The sequence below is a fragment of the Paenibacillus sp. BR1-192 genome (assembly GCF_029542445.1).
Classification (GTDB): Bacteria; Bacillota; Bacilli; order Paenibacillales; family Paenibacillaceae; genus Paenibacillus_AQ; species Paenibacillus_AQ lautus_A.
Genome location: NZ_CP120718.1, coordinates 157951 through 176346 on the forward strand (window position 1 = coordinate 157951; position 18396 = coordinate 176346).

At 55.5% G+C, this 18396-nt stretch carries 9 protein-coding genes and 2 pseudogenes; 7 read left to right on the plus strand and 4 right to left on the minus strand.

Annotated features, from left to right (window positions below):
- Nucleotides 1-3: 3 nt before the first annotated feature.
- A complete protein-coding gene (locus tag P0X86_RS00785) occupies nt 4-315 on the minus strand; it encodes an ArsR/SmtB family transcription factor (RefSeq protein WP_090910344.1) in 312 nt (103 codons plus the stop codon).
- Between the two features lie 701 nt (nt 316-1016).
- Between P0X86_RS00785 and P0X86_RS00795 the strand changes: the two are divergent.
- Together P0X86_RS00795 and fhuB are read left to right on the plus strand one after the other, a co-directional pair.
- A pseudogene (locus P0X86_RS00795) lies at nt 1017-2050 on the plus strand (ABC transporter substrate-binding protein).
- Entirely contained in the window at nt 2047-4152 is a 2106-nt protein-coding gene (gene fhuB / locus P0X86_RS00800; protein ID WP_277747501.1) for a Fe(3+)-hydroxamate ABC transporter permease FhuB, read from the plus strand. The pseudogene P0X86_RS00795 and the gene fhuB overlap by 4 nt, the downstream one beginning before the upstream one ends.
- A gap of 142 nt (nt 4153-4294) precedes the next feature.
- Here fhuB and P0X86_RS00805 read toward each other — a convergent pair whose 3' ends face one another.
- A complete protein-coding gene (locus P0X86_RS00805; RefSeq protein ID WP_096777156.1) occupies nt 4295-5227 on the minus strand; it encodes an ArsR/SmtB family transcription factor in 933 nt (310 codons plus the stop codon).
- A 147-nt stretch (nt 5228-5374) separates the two neighbouring features.
- On the opposite strand from P0X86_RS00805, the gene P0X86_RS00810 reads away from it, so the two are divergent.
- Nucleotides 5375-8143: a glycoside hydrolase family 2 protein gene (locus P0X86_RS00810; RefSeq protein WP_277747502.1), complete on the plus strand. Its 2769-nt coding sequence runs from the start codon at nt 5375-5377 to the stop codon at nt 8141-8143.
- A gap of 154 nt (nt 8144-8297) precedes the next feature.
- Here P0X86_RS00810 and P0X86_RS00815 read toward each other — a convergent pair whose 3' ends face one another.
- Both P0X86_RS00815 and P0X86_RS00820 read right to left on the minus strand, forming a co-directional pair.
- Nucleotides 8298-11000 (minus strand): S-layer homology domain-containing protein, encoded by a 2703-nt coding sequence (locus tag P0X86_RS00815; RefSeq protein WP_277747503.1) that lies wholly within the window; start codon nt 10998-11000, stop codon nt 8298-8300.
- A 211-nt stretch (nt 11001-11211) separates the two neighbouring features.
- Nucleotides 11212-11874, minus strand: a complete 663-nt coding sequence (locus P0X86_RS00820; protein ID WP_009590185.1) for a M50 family metallopeptidase — start codon at nt 11872-11874, stop codon at nt 11212-11214.
- A gap of 139 nt (nt 11875-12013) precedes the next feature.
- Between P0X86_RS00820 and P0X86_RS00825 the strand changes: the two genes are divergently transcribed.
- The 4 genes and pseudogenes from P0X86_RS00825 (at nt 12014) to P0X86_RS00840 (ending at nt 18335) form a co-directional block, all read left to right on the plus strand.
- On the plus strand, nt 12014-13915 hold the full coding sequence (locus P0X86_RS00825; protein ID WP_277747504.1) for a TerB N-terminal domain-containing protein: 1902 nt from the start codon (nt 12014-12016) through the stop codon (nt 13913-13915).
- A gap of 62 nt (nt 13916-13977) precedes the next feature.
- Complete coding sequence (locus tag P0X86_RS00830) at nt 13978-15315, plus strand: ATP-binding protein (protein WP_192570078.1); 1338 nt, start codon at nt 13978-13980, stop codon at nt 15313-15315.
- A pseudogene (locus P0X86_RS00835) lies at nt 15312-17530 on the plus strand (DEAD/DEAH box helicase). Before P0X86_RS00830 ends, P0X86_RS00835 begins: the two are co-directional and overlap by 4 nt.
- On the plus strand, nt 17523-18335 hold the full coding sequence (locus tag P0X86_RS00840; protein WP_277747505.1) for an aminoglycoside phosphotransferase family protein: 813 nt from the start codon (nt 17523-17525) through the stop codon (nt 18333-18335). The pseudogene P0X86_RS00835 and the gene P0X86_RS00840 overlap by 8 nt, the downstream one beginning before the upstream one ends.
- Nucleotides 18336-18396 lie beyond the last annotated feature (61 nt).

Consider the following 18396-nt stretch of genomic DNA (forward strand, 5'->3'; position numbering starts at 1 on the left):
AGCCTAAAGCTCTTCCTTGAGTTGTTCGATAAAACGCTTAATGCCCTCCTCATTACGTCTGTAATATGTCCACTGGCCCGCTCGATGGGATTCCAGTAGACCAGCCTTTTGCAATTTTACGAGGTAGCCAGAAACGACCGACTGAGCGAGTCCTGTTTTTTCTGAAATGGAGCCCACGCAGATACCGCCATGAAAATCACATTTGGAAGGCATGTGCTCCTGCGGATCAAAATGTTCTTCCGGGTGCTTCAGCCACTCCAGGATTTTGAACCGGGACTCGTTTGATAGTGCTTTGATGGTTTGTAAGGTATCCATAAGCTCATTATATCTATTTTTATAGAAATGTAAATATGTTTTTTGTGAATGTTCTCCTTCGGTAAGGTTTGACGTATTGGAGCAAACATAAACGTGATGGATCCCTGAACCTTTTTGCGGCTTAGGGAATCCATCCTATGTAGGTACCTTATGTATTCACTCTTTTTTTTATTCTTTGAAGCCAGACCCTTCTCGGCCAAAGCGGCGCGCAATACTCCGATCGCCTTTGGACCAACTCCGTGAAGCGCAAGCAGCTCTTTCTCCGTCGCCCGGGTAAGATCGGCAAGCCGATGATAGCCGGCAACGATCAGGGCTCGCCGTGCCGGATTGCCGGCTTTAACGGGAAAGTCGCTCTCGGCCGCAGCTGCAGGGGGGTTGTCACGCATGGAAATCCCTCACTTTTTCGGTTATTTGTCAAAAGAGCCACGGACTTCCGTGGATGAGTCGATGGCTGAGATTAAGCGTGCATAAAACAATCAGTAAGATTATGTTACAGAATGACTTGGCTGTAAAGAGTTAATCCGATCTTCATGGCGAAAAGTAAACGATTCATGAAGGGTTCAGATTATCTTCATAAATCTATTGACATTATCAATGAGAATGATTATCATTGTGCTGAGTATTTAATGATAATTGTTCTCAATAATTATTATTAATAAACAATATCTACAATACATAGAGGGTATAGGGGGAGAAATTCAATGCGGAGTATGAAGGGTCTTGTATTTATTGTATTGATATTTGCTGTGGTTTTAGCCGGCTGCGGCGGGGGGCGGCATCCAATGAAGGAAGCGGCTCCACAGCAGCGCAGAATTCGGATCAAGGGGCCGCCCAAGGCGGGGATAAAACCGAGGCCGCGCCGGAAACCCGAACCATCAAGCACGCGATGGGCGAAACGAAAATTACGGGTGTTCCGAAGCGCGTGGTGGCGCTGGAATGGCTTTATGCAGAAGATGTTCTTGCGCTGGGTGTTCAGCCTGTCGGCATTGCAGACATCGAAGGGATGAAACAGTGGGTGAACATTCCGGTGGAGATCGGTTCGGACGTAACCGATGTCGGCACTCGTCAAGAGCCGAATCTGGAGCTTATCGCTTCGTTGAAGCCGGACCTGATCATCGGTTTGAAATCCAATCTTGAAGCCGGTTTTGAAACGTACAACAGCATTGCGCCAACATTGGTGTTTGATCCTTATCCGGCTGAGGGACAAGGGGATCAGTATGAAGAAATGATCAATACCTTTAATACGATTGCTGACGTGCTTGATAAAAAAGACGAAGCCGCAAAAGTGCTTGGCGATTTGGATCAAACCTATGCCGATGCCAAAGCCAAGCTTGAAGCTGCGGGCATGACGGAAAAACCGTTTGCGCTGGCGATGGGTTACAGCAACCAGAATGCGGCGGTATTCCGAATATCGACGGATAATTCCCTCGCCGTAAAAATTCTTGAGCACATCGGGCTGACCAACGCCCATAAGCCGGGTCAATTTGAGGTCTACGGATTCACCACTGCGGACGTCGAGGCGCTGCCGGCTCTTCAGGACGCGAATTTCCTGCACATTATCCAGGACAGTGATAACGTTATCGAGAATCAATTGAAGGACAATCCGGTTTGGAAAGGCCTGAACTTTGTTAAAGAAGACCGCGTGTATGCACTTGGCGGTGACATGTGGCCTTACGGCGGCCCGTTGTCTGCCCAGACCATGGCTCAAAAGACAGCTGACCTGCTCACGCAATGAGTTTCGGCGAGAAACCGGCTCAAGGCTCCACGCCGGTGAGCATCCATCCGGCCCCGCCTGTTGCCTCAGGTAGGGGCTGGAAGCCGTTATGGATGCTGGCTGGAGGCCTTGCGGCACTGCTATTTCTTATGTTTATCAGCTTAACGCAAGGGCTTGCGGATATATCGGTCAAAACGGTTGTGCAGGCGCTGGTGTCTCCGCAGGATATTGCAGATCACCACCTGATCCGCAGCGTGCGCCTTCCGCGAACGGTCATGGGCCTGCTGGCGGGTGCGGCCTTGGCGGTGTCCGGCGTGCTCATGCAAACCGTAACGCGCAATCCGCTTGCCTCGGAAACGACGCTTGGCGTGAATGCGGGCGCTTATTTGGCTGTCGTGGCCGGGATGATCTTCTGGCCGGGATTGCTGCACCAATATGCCCTTCCACTGGCAGTGGCAGGCGGAACGCTGGCGGCTGTAGCCGTCTATGCGCTGGCTGGCAGGACGCACGGCTCTCCCTTGCGGATTGCATTGTCCGGCATGATCGTAACCCTGGTCCTATCGTCCGTCACGAGCGCGCTGCTGCTGTTGAATCAGCAGACAACACAGGGCATTTTACTATGGGGTTCTGGCTCGCTGATCCAGAACGATTGGGATGGCGTAGCTTTTTCATGGCCGTGGATCATCGGCGGGTTAGTCGTGTTATGCATGGCGGTACGCCAATGGGACATCCTCACGCTCAATGAGGAATCGGCGCGCTCCCTCGGCCAAAAGGTCGGTACCACCCGCTTGCTTGCCATGGGGGCAGCTATCGTGCTGGCCTGCGTGACCGTGAGCGTAGTCGGTCCGATCGGCTTTATCGGGTTGATTGCTCCCCATTTGGTCCGCTTGTCCGGCGTAGTCCGGCATGCAGGGTTAATTCCGCTGGCCGCGTTATGGGGCTCTGCTCTGCTTGTCGGGGCCGACACGGTGGCCAGGATGTTCGTGAACGCCTACGGGGAACTCCCGGTCGGAGCCATTACGGCCATGATCGGTGCCCCTTGCCTGATCTGGCTTGCGCTTCGGGTATCCCGCTCGTTGATCGGGGGACGCGGAGCCTCGGGGGGATCGATGATGGCGGGCACAAGCCTGCGCCGGATTCCGTATCCGGTCCTGGTTGCACTGTTCAGCGTGCTGCTGGTGCTCGTCTGGGTGTTCAGTCTGGTGAGCGGCAGCTTGCGCATCCCCTTTACGGAAGTGATGGCCGTGCTTACCGGAGGCGGCGAGGAGATGTATCGCCAAATTCTGCTGGACTTCCGCCTGCCAAGGCTGCTCACGGCCGGCTTGTCCGGCATAGCGCTGGCCGTCAGCGGCAGCCTGCTGCAGAATGCGGTACGCAACCCGCTGGGAGATCCTCAGGTGATCGGGGTAACCAGCGGGGCCGGAGCCGGGGCGCTGCTCCTGATGGTAGGCTTCCCGCAATTGTCGGCCGGCTGGGTACCGGTCGGCGCGGTGATCGGGGGAATGGCTGCTGCGGCTTTGGTATACGCAGTGTCCTGGAAGAGAGGGCTTCACCCGACAATTCTTACGCTGGTCGGCATTGCCGTCGCCGCGCTGGGTTCGGCCATCATCAATTTGATGATTGTCTATGCGAAGGTCGACGTTGCGCCCGCTTTATCCTGGATGGCGGGGAGTACCTATAACCGGGGCTGGACGGAGGTGCAGCGGATTGTTCCGGCGATCCTCATCCTGCTGCCTTTGGCGGCATGGCTCGGACGGAAGGTGGATCTGCTGACGTTTAACGAAGAAAGCTCCACCGGACTTGGACTGAATGTGCGGAATACCCGGATGTATGTCGCCATCATTGCGGTACTGCTGGCTTCCATCGCTGCCGCGAACGTCGGCTCGGTCGGCTTTATCGGACTGCTTGCGCCGCATGCCGCCAGAATGCTGGTCGGTGCCCGTCACCGGCAATCGATGGTGATTGCGGCGCTGCTCGGCGGAATTCTGCTGGCCGGGGCAGACTGGATCGGCAGGGTGGTCATCATTCCGAAGGAGCTGCCTTCGGGTATCGTTACCGCGCTCCTGGGAGCACCGTATCTGTTATATTTAATGGGGAAATCCAATAAACTGAAGAAGAAATAAACCGTTAGGATTGTAATAGCGAAAGAGGCTATTCCATCGTCGCCAAGGGGTGACATGGAATAGCCTTTTTGCGTACCATCGCCCCTGGACTGCCGGGGGTGGCCAAGCTGACGATCGTTCCGTTCGTCGTGGCGTATAAGGATCAGGCTTCCGTGTACCGCACAAACGACAGGATGATATCCTGCGGATGATCACCGAAGCCCGAACCGTATAGATTCAGTCCGTTTGGATATTCCGCGTCTTTTTTCACCTCAAAGCGGACGCGGATCGGCCGGTTAAAAGCAAGGTCCAGCGAATCGATGGTCGTGGCACTGGATGCATGGCCGTCGACCTGGCTGCCTTGTTTCGTCACGCGCCATTCCGTCAGCATGCCGTACTCGCTGCCGCTCCTCCATTTATCCGGGGTGAGCTTCCCTTTGCGGTCGCCAAAATCACCGGGGCTTCTCCAAGTACCTACAGGTAGGTCGTTGATGCTGACGGTGATGTCGGACGGCCATTCCTGCTGGAAGGAAGGCGCCTCGGAGCTTAGTTCCGCGCGGATGCGCAGTTCATCGAGGGCCGCACCAGGGGGCATGGGGTTCGCAAAATAATATTCGATGTATCCCGCCCCCGAGAACCAGAGGAGCGCAGCCTCCGTTCGTTCCGGCATGTAAAAGGCGCGCGGATCGTCAGGCGATCCGATCAGCGAGCCGTCCCGAGCCGCCATGCCGCACGTAGGCTCGATGAAGCAGTGGGAAAACATGCCGATCGGCATGTGGATTTCTTCCGTGCGCTGCAGCCCTTCTCCCGGCTTCGAGGGCAGCTCGAGAAGAATGGAGCGGCAGGTGACGGCGCAGATTTTTTCCCGATTCGCACCTTGCGAAGAGACGATCAGCTCGGCTTGCTCCAGCATTTGGACATTAATGGACACCGTAGGCTGGGCAATCCCCAGCGCCTCCGCCAACTGACCGACGCTCATCGGTTTATCGCCGAGCGCTTCAAGGATGCGGACCCGGACATCGCTGGATAAGGCTTTGGCGACTTCCACGATCCGCGATGCCGGATAACGGTTGGTTTCCAGCTTCGATTCGTTCATAATTCCCTTCCTTTTCTGAAGCGTTATAGTGACTCCAAGTGTACAATAAATTTGTTATATTGTAAAAATATAATGTACATTGCAATAATTATATATAGGTGCTAGAATAGGGGCAAATTCAGAACAAGGAAAGGTTGTGTTCGCTTCATGAAGATTTCTGTGGCAGCGCCCATCGGTACGGACATTCCACGTCCCGAGTATCCGAGACCGGATTTTGAACGAAAAGACTGGCTGAATTTGAACGGGCGGTGGTCGTTCACGCTCGAGACCGGCGGCGCTTTGGAGCAAGGCGGCGCGGGCTCGAAACGGTTGCAAGGGGGAGACGCCGGTCTTTTTGATTCGGAGATCACGGTGCCGTTCTCGTGGGTCAGTCCCTTATCCGGCATTGCACGAGACGAGAAGGGAGTTGGCTGGTATCGCCGGTCCGTGAGATGGGAGCCGGCCGAGAAGCCATCGCGGATCTTCCTGCGATTCGGCGCCGTGGATTATTTGTGCGACGTATGGGTCAACGGCAAGCATGTGGGCTCGCATCAAGGCGGATACGGAACCTTCGAGTTTGAGGTGACAACCGTTTGGAATACGGAACAAGACAATATTCTCGTGGTTCGTGCCGAGGATTACGACCATAACTACCAAGCCCGCGGGAAACAGGGGTACGGCGAGATCAGAGGGATTTGGCAGCCGGTTTGGCTGGAGGCCCGGCCGCAAACCTACTTGGAGCAAGCAACCTTTACGACTTCCATGGACGGCCGCATCGAATTGAAGTCTAAAATCCAGGCGCAGGAAGCAGGCACCGTGACACTTGGGCTCTCGTTCGCTGGGGGCTCGATCACCCATCAGACGGAGTGGGAGCTGCAAGAAGGCGCGAATGAACGGATAACGGTGTTCCAGGTCGACGATCCGCAGCTTTGGAGTCCCGAAACCCCGCATTTATACGAGGGGGAGCTGCGCCTGGCGGGTTCCGCCGGCGAGGATGTCGTTCATACTTATTTTGGGATACGCGAGATCGGGACGGCGAAGTTCGACGGCCGGGATTACCGCTGGATTACGTTGAACGGGAAGCCGGTTTATTTAAACGGAACGCTGGACCAGTCTTACCATCAGACGGGATTCTTCACTTACCCGACGGATACGGAGATGCGGGACGAGATTTACCTGATGAAACGGCTCGGGCTGAACTTCGTGCGGATTCATATTAAGCCGGAGGAGCCCCGCAAGCTGTATTGGGCGGATAAACTCGGGATTCTGGTGATGGAGGATATGCCGTGCTTCTGGGGCAACCCGGACGAGACGGCGCGTTCCGCCTATGAGCGCGAGGCGCTGGAAGTGATTGAACGGGACCGGAATCATCCGTCGATTTTTTCGTGGGTTATGTTTAACGAAACTTGGGGGCTTCGCACGGATAGCGAGGCTGCCGGCCTGACAGGCGGCGAAGGACAGCAACATTATTATCTCCCGGAGACGCAGGAGTGGGTGCGGGAGAAGTACCGCTGGGCCAAGAGTGTTGACCCTACCCGGATCGTGGAGGACAATTCGCCATGCAATTATGATCATGTGGAGACAGATATCAACACTTGGCATTTTTATATCAACGGTTATGAACCGCTGCGTAATCATATCGAGGAAATTGTACAGAAGACGTATCCTGGATCGGAGCATAACTACATCGGCGGCAACCAGCAAGGCGATGCTCCGCTCATGAACAGCGAATGCGGAAATGTGTGGGGAATCGACGGGGGAGCCGGGGACAGCGATCTCGCATGGCACTATCGTTACATGCTCAACGAATTCCGCCGCCATGATAAGCTGTGCGGCTTCGTGTTCACGGAATTCCGCGACGTCACGAACGAGTTCAACGGCTATTATCGGCTGGATGGGACGGACAAAAAATTCGGGTACGAGGATTTTGTGCCAGGCATGACAATCGCCGATCTGCACACGCCGGACTTTATCGTGATCGACGCACCGCCGTGCCAGACGCTGGACCAAGGGGCTGAGAAGACCATACCGCTGCTGCGTTCCAGTTATTCGGATCAATATCACGGGCAGAAGCTGACCGTTGCCTGGGAATTATCCTATGACCGGCTTGGCACGAAGGTCGTGGCGGATCAAGGAACCCTGGAAGTGGCATGGGACGGCTACGGCGTGGCGCCGCTGACCGAACTGCAGCTTCGCATGCCGGAGACCGATGCGGTCGCGATCCTCGGTGTTCGTCTCCTGAATGCAGGAGGCGTCGTCGTAACGCGTAACTTTACCACGTTTGATGTGCGTGGTGCAGAGGAACAAGGGAACGATGGAGCGGATGTCACTACCTTAAGCATTCCCGTCAACTCGTTCCGTGAGCAAAGCTTTGCCTACATGTGGGAGGCGCTTCTAGGCTCCAAAGTAAACGGCGGCGGTGAAGGGCGGTTCGTCTATGACGTGCAGCTGCCGGACCGTGAGGAACAGCCGCTGATCCGCGATATCGACATTGTTTTCGAGGCAGGCGCGAAGCGCTTATTGGCAAGAAATATCGAGGGCGCGCGGCATCGCGCTCACGGAATCGACTTTATGCACGGGGCGTCGGCGGACGTGGAATATAATCCAAGCACCTATTATATGACGGATGAAGAGCTGCATGAATCCCGTGTATCGGTGTGGGTGGACGATGTCAAAATCGGCGAGGCCGTGCTCGCGGATGACCCTGCCGACAGCCGGGGCGTGCTGTCGTGGCACTATCAGCCGGTTCATAACCTTCTGGAAGAGGCCGGTTCGTACGGCTATCTGTGCCAGGCGCAGGTGCCGGGCAGACTCGCGGCAGAGCTGGACCGCAAGCGGAGCTTCCGTCTGGAGCTGCGCACCGAGGAGGGCGGCATCAGTTTGTATGGTCGGAATGCAGGCCGTTATCCGATCGATTTGCTGGTACGGTGCCGGTGATATAAGAAAGGTTGATGAATGGCAGCCTTGAGTTTAGTGGTGAGGAATATGGGAGGCGATCAAATGCGACCGGCCCATGGACCGACCCAGGGAACAGCAAAGGAGCATCGTTGTAGCGTCGCTACAACGATGCTCCTCTTTAGTTAACTCCTACTTACGGAGTCGGCTGCCAGGTTTCAGACGGCGTAAACCCGTCAGCAACATGGTCCTGGTCGAACTCCAGGATGGTGACGTATTGACCGATGATGTTGCGATTTTCATCGTATAGACTTAGGTACACGACTTTATCGTTGACTATTTTTTCATTATCATAGTCGGATTGGTGGTAGTATCCCCCGGTGAGCTGTAACTCTCCCGAACCGGATGGAATCGGGCGCAAGCTGCTCATTTGGTAAGATTGGTACCCGTACGGCTGCAAATTGCCCTTCAATTCGTCAATGCTCAATCCCGAAGGGAGCGAGGAGGTCGGCATGTGCATATCATACGACCCTTCCACGAAGAATTTGGCTGCCGGAAACTCGGCGCGCAGCTTGGACATGTCCGCGTAGACGAGATAGCCATACTTAAACGGCGTGGTGAAGTTTCCTCCACTCAAGAAGAAATCGATCAATTCTTGCTTGGTAACGGCAGAAGCGCGCAATCCGATGTCGTTGGTCAGCACAGGAGCCGTCGTGAAGTCGTATTGATACTCGCCGGTTCCAACAAGCGTCCCGTCGCGAAGGATCTCTACTTTCCAGGTACCTGTGGTATTCATAGTAAATTTGTCGTCCGGCAGGTTGCAGCTGGTATATTGGCAGGTCAGGAACGGCGAGGAGGCGTTCGGCTCGTATAAGAGAACCGTATACAGATCCCCGAGCTTGACTCCGCCTACATTGCCTTTAATGAGGTTGTAGTACATCTTTTCCCCTACCAGCACTCCGTTGTTGCTGTGCGTCCCCTTGTGGGAACCAATCTTTAGACCCTCTTGGATCGTTCTTGGGTATTGAATGAAAATTTCGTAGACCTTCTTGCCGATTCCGTCTCCGCTCGTGACGGTCAAGCGAACCCGTACATCCTTCATGCCTTTGATCTCCAGGTTGAATGCAGGATTCTCGTCGGTGATCGTCCCGGAAGCCAAGGTATTGGCTCCATCCTCCCAGACGGTATAGTCTACCTTGTGGTAAGTCGCTTTCGTGACCGATACCGTAGCCGGTACGGGCTGAGTCATACTGCGGTCCGTCACGATGCTGTATTCGAACGCGTCCGGACTAAAGCCGGTGACTCCCGTAGTGTACTCGTTCGCATCCAATTGGTTCATGGTGAAGCCGGATACGGTGAGATCCACCAGGCGGGCGTCTCTGCACTGGTCTGCCGTTCCTGTGCAAGGAACGGGTTCTCCGCCGTTTCCGCCACCGTTGCCTGGTCCCGGGTTGCTCCCATTATTGCCGCCGTCGTTTCCGCCGGAGCCGCCATCCACCACACCGCCGCCATTGTTGTTGCTGTTGTTGCCGCTGTTATTGCCGCTGCCCGTGGTGCTGCCGCTTGCGGGCGGTGCTGTTATTGTGTTTGCCGCATCGCCGGCAACCGCGCCAGGGCGCTTCTGGAATGTAGAGCCGGCGGCATCCGCGTTAACCGTTGCATTGGCGATGGTGCCTTGACCAAGCAGTTTGGCAACGGCGTTCAGAACGAGATCCATGACCGAAGCATTGGCATTGACGTTGATCTCCGTATTTTTTGCTCCTTCTTCCACGTTCAACTGCTTAACGGACCCGCTAGGGATGCTGACTTTGATGTCCGATGAAAGCACGCGAACATCCTCGAATTGGCCGACAAGCTGAACCTCCGAGCCTTGAGGCATGTTCTTCGCGATTTCCACATTGGCGAACCCGCTGTCGGTCACGCTGGATTCCTCAAGTTTGACCGGAGAATGGACAACCACATGCTGAATCGCGGATTCTCCGACGACAACGACACGCACGGTGCCGGTTTGCTTGTCAACGGATACGCGTACCAATACAGAGTCCTCGAAGTGGACCGAGTTGGCTCCGCCGCCTTGAATGGTCGTGGTACCTTTGACGTTTACTTTTTTGAAGAAGGCATCACCCTCTCCGACGGCCTCGGTCAGCGTAAGATTCCCTTCGATCACCACATTTTGAAGGGTAACGCCCGGCGCGGCTACGATGACATTCCCTTTGATCGTTTCGACGCCGGCAGTCGGTCCGTAAGTTCCAGCCTTAACGTATGTAATATCCGTCGGAACCTTGTACTCCAGTGATTTATCGAGCAGGGTAACGGCCTCCGCGCGAGTAAGTTTGCCCTGCGGATTAAAGTTCCCTTTGGCGTTGCCGGTGATAACGGCTTTCTCAGCCAAGGCGGAAACCGCCGGTTTACTCCACTTGGAAATGGAGGAGTCGTCCTTAAAATCGGTTGCAGGCACGGTTTCGGCGGAGACAAGCTCCGTCAATTTGGCCACCATGACGGCGGCCTCTTCGCGGGTAACCGTATGGTCTGGGCGAACCGTATTGTCGTTATATCCATCGATGTAGCCTGCTTTCACGGCTCTGGCGATTTGGTCATAAGCCCAATGAGAAGTTTCCAAGTCCTTAAACGAGATGCTGCTTGGTTCGGATACTTCAAAAGAACGGTTGATCAGCGTTACCAATTCGGCCCGCGTTACAGGACGATCGGGGTTAAATTTCCCGTTGTAGCCCTGAAGCAGACCCTGATCGGACCAGCTGCGCAGCCGGGTTTCCGCCCAATGTCCTTGAAGATCGTCCGCATTCGGTTGTGCGGCCCATGCCGTCGTCATGATGGACAGCGAGAAGATGAGCATGATCATGACAAAGACGGGTTTCTTTAGTGCTTTCGTGATGTGCATTCTAGTAGCCTCCTGGTAAGATTTTATATGAATATAGTTCTTAAAACCCTCTTCAATCATTGCTAAATACCTAATATGAGATTAAAATACTAGGACTATGTTATTATATTTTGGAATATTGATAGAGTCAAAGAAAATATTGGAACGAAAAAAAGACCATTTCCATCATGGAATGGTCTTTTATATTAAATATAAAGCAATCTACGATTCGTCACCGCTTCTTCCAGAACAGCTGCAGCGCCACCTTGGCGCACCATAGGGAGAACAGCAGGAACAGCAGCGCCCAGGCGAACGCCGGGAGCACGGTCATGTTGGCCAGGTTGGACGCGTCGCCCGCTTGCTTGGGCTGGGTCAGCGCCATGGTCAAGAGGGTCAGCGGACCGACCACGGATTCTTCCAGCACGAGAAAGGCGAGCAGCAGATAATAGAAATTGCGGACCTTATCGCCGAGGAAATAGAAGATCAGATTTACGATCATAAATATGATAAGCCACCATAATCCGTAACCGGCGCGAACGAAGAAGATGATCATGATGAGGGCTAGCACGGTAATGGTGATCAGGCCGGTAGCCTGTTTTTTCTTGGCATAGCCGTAGAACATCAGAATGGCGAACAGGGATGCCGACGTATAGCCTGCAAGCGAGACTACGATCGGACTCCACCCGCCGGAAGCCAGCATGGAATAGGTGACGCCGCTGTGATCGGGATTCAGCTCGATGCTGAGCACCCGGCCCGACATGAGAAGGGTCATGGCGGCATGCCCCAGCTCATGGATCATCGTATCCAGAATACGGAACCAGGAAGAGAAGGGGATCAGCCTCGTCAGAAAAGCCGCGCCGGCCAGAAATAACAATGCTTTCAGCCATTTATTCATTCGAAGGTCCTTTCAGCATAAAGTCATTCGCTAGACTATCATTTCGTCCATTATAATACAGATGAGAAACATGTGAAAACTCAGGTGGCGCCCATAGGTTAAATGGTATAATTGAAGTTGTGACGGAGGTTCATGTTCGATGAAAAACGATAAGCCTAACAACGACAATCACATAGATTCGATAAGACATACTACGCACGTGACCGACCAAGGGATTCGCTTTGCCGAATTCGAGCTGGCCGGTGATGAGCAGGATATTCCACTGCCGGACAAGCGGCCGGATCGTCAGGAACAGGAGATCGTTAATCCTAACGAGCAAGCGAAGAATTCCCTGATTGTGAAGCCGCAGCAGCCGCTGGACATGAATTGGGGCGAGGACTTCCGCTATGTGACCAAGGAACAGCAATTCGTGCAGAAGGCGAGGGAACTCGCATGGCATGTGGAGGATGAGGCCCCTTTCGTAGCCTTCAAAAGCTATTGGCCGACCTACGACCAGATGGCCAGCGACCAGTTCAAATGGTATTTTTACTGGCGGGAGGAAGTAAGGTCCGGGCGGTACCCGGATACGGACCTTTCCTATCTTTTTGTCTATTTTTACGAGCTGATCCATGGCGTGGGCTGGAGCGATCCCCTGCAGGGCTATGCATTGATGGAGCAAGCGTGGACGGCCTACCGCAAGCGTTATGCCAAGCTGGATACGTATCTGCGGGAGTGGTTATATGATTTTATGATCGTGCATGGCCTGGATATGCCGATCCGGGAGACGTACCAGCGTTTTCCGCGCGTCTTATCCGCTGAGCTGAAGGAGAAGGAATGGAAGCGCCGGTTCTCCCTCCAGCCGGTGGAGCTGACGTGGGAGCTGCTGCTCGATTTGCTGGATTATGACGTGGAGAAGAGCCGTTTTTACCAGGAGAAGGGACGCAAGGACCTGGAAGGGTACGCTCCGAAGGTGATTGCGCTCGTGGACAGCTATTGGGCCAAAATGAAGGGGCAGCGTCTTATCGACCGCTTTCAGCCGCGGCCCCGGCAGGTGAAACGGCATTTATTCCGCAGCGCGGTGTACGATCACGGGTTATACGGCCGAACCGTCGTGCTGACGGTGGTGTCCTTAAGCGAGCACGCTCCTTTGCGCTCCTATATAACCGGGCTGGTCCGCTTGACCGAGAATAAGCTGCGGGAATTGAGGGGCTTCAAGGGACGGCTGCGCGGAGCGGAAGCGGTAGAACCCGAAGTGGAAGAGATCATCACCCGTTATCTGAAAAAAGAGATTCAGGAGCAGATGGAGGCCGAGCGCAAGCAGAGCCTGCCTGAGGTTCAGATCGATACGGGGAAGCTGCGCCGCTTGCAGCGGGAATCGGACCAGGTCCGCGACATGCTGCTTACGGAGGAAGCCGGGCAGCTGGAGGTTGAAGCGGAGAACAGCCGATCTGCAGCGGAAATTGTAACGGATGCGGGGACCTCTTCGGGCTATGGGGGACATGCAGCAACTATCAGGAGAACGGGTGCGTCTTCAAAGGGGCATTCCTCTCCAAAATCCGCGGCGAAGAACCCGGAAGTGTTCCAGGCAGTGATGGATTTTGATGCGGTTATTTATGAAGAGACGCCAGTTCCAGAGGAAGCCCGGAATGAAGCTAAGGAGCAAGAAGCGCTCGTTGTGACCGAGAAGGAAGAAAAGGCAATCGCTGCTTCGGAGGATGAAGGAACAGCGCTCGCTGCACCCGAGAGTAAGGAACCATCCGTCCCGGCGGCTGGTAAATCATCTGAGGGTGCGGTGGTTTGGAATACGGACGGACTGGATGAGGATTGGCAGGAGCTCGGAGAGCGTCTTAACCTTATACACTTGGAGGTTCTGCACGCCCTCAAGTCCGGATCGAACCGAACACAGCTGCAGCGGATTGCGGAGCAGGCCGGCTCCATGCCGGCGCTGCTGCTTGATGAGATCAACGAGGCCGCGATGGATACCGTCGGCGATCTGCTGATCGATGGGGAGTCCATTGCGGATGACTATATAGATATGCTGGAAACATTGAAGTCCGTATAACCGGACGGATTGACATCGATTGGAATCGTTAAGACTGTAAGATGCTTGAAAGAGGTGGAACCATGACGGAACTGAAAATACCGAAGCGGCTCACGACCGCCCTCGTGAACTCTTTGACGGCAGGGGTCGTGCCGCGGGTGGGGCTGGAGTTCATCGCCGTCGGCCGCAAGCCGGAGGTGGAGTCGATCCTGCGCGACATGGATAATATCGCCGAGGGCGGCGCCGCATTTCGGCTGATTACCGGCCGCTACGGAAGCGGAAAAAGCTTCCTGCTCCAGATCATCCGCAACTACGCGATGGATCGCGATTTTGTGGTGGCGGATGCGGATCTGTCGCCGGAGCGGCGGCTTGTGGGCACGAAAGGGCAAGGGCTTGCCACATACCGCGAGCTGATGACCCATCTGTCCACGAGAACGCGTCCGGACGGAGGCGCGCTGGAGGCCATTTTGCAAAAATGGATCGCCGCGATCCAGCAGGACATCATGCAGGAGACAGGCCTGCGCCCGGATGACCCTGCGCTGAACGATAAGGTGGAAACGCAGATTTATGCCGTGACGAACGGTATGCAGAATCTGGTGCACGGTTTTGATTTTGCGAAGGTCCTCGCTGCTTACTGGAACGGCTATAAGCTTGGCGACGATGACCGTAAGGGAGCTGCGCTGCGCTGGCTCCGCGGGGAAGTCCCGACGAAGACGGAGGCCCGCAAGGACCTTGGCGTCGGGGTCATTATCGATGACGACAATTGGTACGATTACATGAAGCTGTGGTCCGAATTTACGGCGGCCATCGGGTATAAGGGATTGCTGCTGTTCATTGACGAAGGGGTTAACCTCTACAAAATCACCAACAGCGTGTCCCGCCAGAGCAACTACGAGAAGCTGCTGACCATGTTCAACGACACGATGCAGGGCAAAGCGGAGCATCTGGGCATCTATATGGGCGGAACGCCGCAGTTTGTCGAGGATGAGCGCCGGGGACTGTTCAGTTATGACGCGCTGCGCTCCCGCCTGATCGACGGACGCTACGGCAGCAGTTCGCTGAGAACCTACACGTCGCCTATCCTGAAGCTGGACATGCTGTCGTATGAGGAGATTCTCATCCTCCTGCAAAAGCTGCGCGACATCCATGCCCTGCATTTCAAGTACGAAGCGCAGTTGACGGACGAGCAGCTGATCGCGTTCATGCAGACGGCCGTGAACAGGCTGGGAGCTGAGGAGCTGCTAACCACCCGCGAGGTGGTGCGGGATTTCATGGATCTGCTGCATACGCTGCATCAGCATCCGGAGGCCGCGTTTGAAGAGCTGCTAGGCGAGAGGGCCGCAGCGCAGCCGCAGGGCAAAGGGCAAAGCGATGCTCCTTCGGACGATCTGGACGATCTGCTGGCGGAGTTTGAGCTATGAGCGTGAACCCGTTTTCCAGACTGGCCCCGTTCATTCAGGAGTTTATCTATAAAAAAAGATGGGACGCCCTTCGCGAGGCGCAGGTGGAAGCCTGCCGCGTCCTGTTCGATACGCCCAATCATCTGCTGATCGCTTCCGGCACGGCATCGGGCAAGACCGAAGCCGCATTCTTCCCGGCGCTGACGGAGCTGTACAACGTGCCTTCGAGCTCGGTCGGGATCCTGTATATCGGGCCGCTTAAGGCGCTGATCAACGACCAATTCGAACGCATCACCGATCTGCTGAAGGAAGGCCAGGTGCCGGTATGGCATTGGCACGGCGATGTGTCCCAAGCCGAGAAAACGAAGCTGATGCAGAAGCCGTCGGGCGTGCTGCAGATTACGCCGGAATCGCTTGAAGGGCTGCTCATGAATCGTCCGAACGCCATTCCGGCGCTGTTCCAGGATTTGCGGTATGTCATCATTGACGAGGTGCATGCTTTCATGGGAGCCGACCGGGGCATTCAGGTGCTGAGCCAGCTGACCCGGATCGAGCGGATGGCTGCCTGCTCCCCTCGCCGCATCGGGCTGTCGGCGACGCTCAGCGATTACGAAACCGCAGCCGGCTGGCTGGGCGCAGGCACGAAGCACGCAGTCGAGGTCGTTTCGCCGCAAGGGGGCGGAAGCTGCGGCTGTCGGTGGAGCATTTCTCCTTCCCGGATGCCCGGGACGAGAAGCAGGCGGAGCAGCTGGAGCTTGCGCGTAAGGCCTACTATGATTTCGTATACGACAACACCCACCTGAAAAAAGCGCTGGTCTTCACCAACAGCCGTTCGGATGCCGAGCTGACCACGCTCGAGCTGCGGCGGATTGCGGCCAAGCGCGAGCAGCGGGATGTCTTCCATGTGCATCATGGAAGCATCTCCGCCATGCTGCGCGAGGAAGCCGAGGCCGCGCTCCGCGAAGGTCCGGGGCCGGCGGTTGCGGCGGCCACCCTGACGCTGGAGCTCGGCATCGATCTCGGCGAGCTGGAGCGGGTCATCCAGCTGGGCGCGCCGTACAGCTGCTCCAGCTTCGTTCAGCGGCTGGGCCGCTCCGGCCGGCGGGGGGATCAGGCCTCCGAGATGATGTTCCTCTGTCCGGAGGACGAGGACGAGGAGGCCATGCTGCCCGCGCGCATGCCGTGGATGCTGCTCCGGGCCATTGCCGTCATTGAGCTGTATATTCGGGAGAAATGGGTCGAACCGCTGGCCCTGCGGAAGAAACCGGTTGGCGTGCTTTATCATCAGACGATGAGCACGCTCAAGAGCATGGGCGAGGCCGAGCCGCCGGATCTGGCGCGAGCGGTGCTCACGCTCCCGGCCTTCCGCGGCATCGAGCCGGAGGAATACAAGGAGTTCCTGCAGTATTTGCTCCAGACGGACCACATCCAGCGTACGGAGGAAGGCAGCTTGATCATCGGCCTTGGCGGGGAGAAAATCGTGAACAACTACCGCTTCTATGCGGTGTTTAAGGACGATGAAGAGCATGTCGTCTATAACGGGTCGGAAGAAATCGGATCGATTACGACCGTGCCGCCGCCGGGCTACTGCTTCTCGCTGGCAGGCAAGCTGTGGAAGGTAGAGGAAGTCGACACGAAGCACAAGGCCCTGTACGTGAAGTCGGCCAAGGGCAAGGTCGATACGTTATGGCTTGGCGCAGGCGGCGATGTGCATACCCGCGTGGTGCAGAAGATGCGGGAGGTGCTCGCTGACAGCGCCATCTATCCGTACCTGGCGCCGGGTGCGGTGAATCGCCTAGAGCGGGCCCGCCGACTTGCTCGGGAGAGCGGACTGCTGAAACAGGTGGTCATACCGGCGGGCGGCGACTCCCTGTTCATTCTGCCTTGGGCAGGCAGCAAGCAATTTCGCACGTTGGAGCGGTTGCTGAAGCATAATCTGTCGGAGCGGCTTGCTCTCCGTTCTATCGTGCCGATGGAGCCGTATTACATGGTGGTCGCGGGCAAGGTCGATAACGAGACGCTGATGGAGGAAATTAAGCAGGAGTTGGCGGACTGCGAGGACGCCGGCGCGCTTCTCGATCCCGACGAAGCGCCGTATCTCGGCAAATATGACGAGTTCGTCCCGCCGAAGCTCGTTCGCACCGCTTTTGCCGCCGACGGACTGGATCTGGAGGGACTGGCCGAGGCGCTGGGGCTGGCATGTGGAGCAGCGGGAAGGGGAGCTGCGGATGGGTGACAAGGAAGAAATACTTCCCGGTGGGAATGTTAACGAAGTCGTACGTATCGGAAATAACGTTCACCGTACTACGAAATGGAGTTCCTTCGTGCATGACTTGCTTCGACACTTGGATAAGCAGGGTTTTGAAGGCGCCCCTAAGTTCATAGGCATTGATCATGTCGGTCGGGAGATCTTGTCCTACATTCCTGGCGAGGTGCCGGGAAACCAATATCCTGATTTTAAACCCTATATATGGTCGAACCATGCCCTTATCCAGAGTGCAGCGTTGTTACGGCGATATCATGACGCCGTACAAGGCTTTACAGCAACTTCAATCCAAATGGAGTCTGCACATACCTCTCAGGCTTCGGGGGAATGGGACGATGAAGTGATCTGTCATAATGATGCCGCGCCATACAATATCGTTTTTCAAGACGAAGTGCCGGTTGCACTAATCGATTTTGATTTGGCTGCGCCAGGTCCGCGTATCTGGGACATAGTTTATATGCTGTACACCTCAGTCCCGCTGGCAAGCTTTGCAATAGATTACACGACAGGGACATCGATACCTTATCGATCGGAATTGCATGCTGCGGATCGCACGCACAGAATATCGCTGTTCTTTAAATCCTATGGCATATCACCGCCTCCCAACTTGAAAGAATGGACTATAAGACGCCTCAAGGCATTATGCGATACACTTACAACCGGTGCGGCACAAGGCAACAAGGCTTACCAGAACATGATCGATGAGGGACATGTGGCCCATTACGAAAAAGAGATTCAATTTCTGCAGGCACACTTTGAAGAGTGGTACCGATGAAGGGTACGATTTGAAGAGTGCCTGCCTTTTTTCATATTATCCCTCCAAGGGTTGTGGAGCA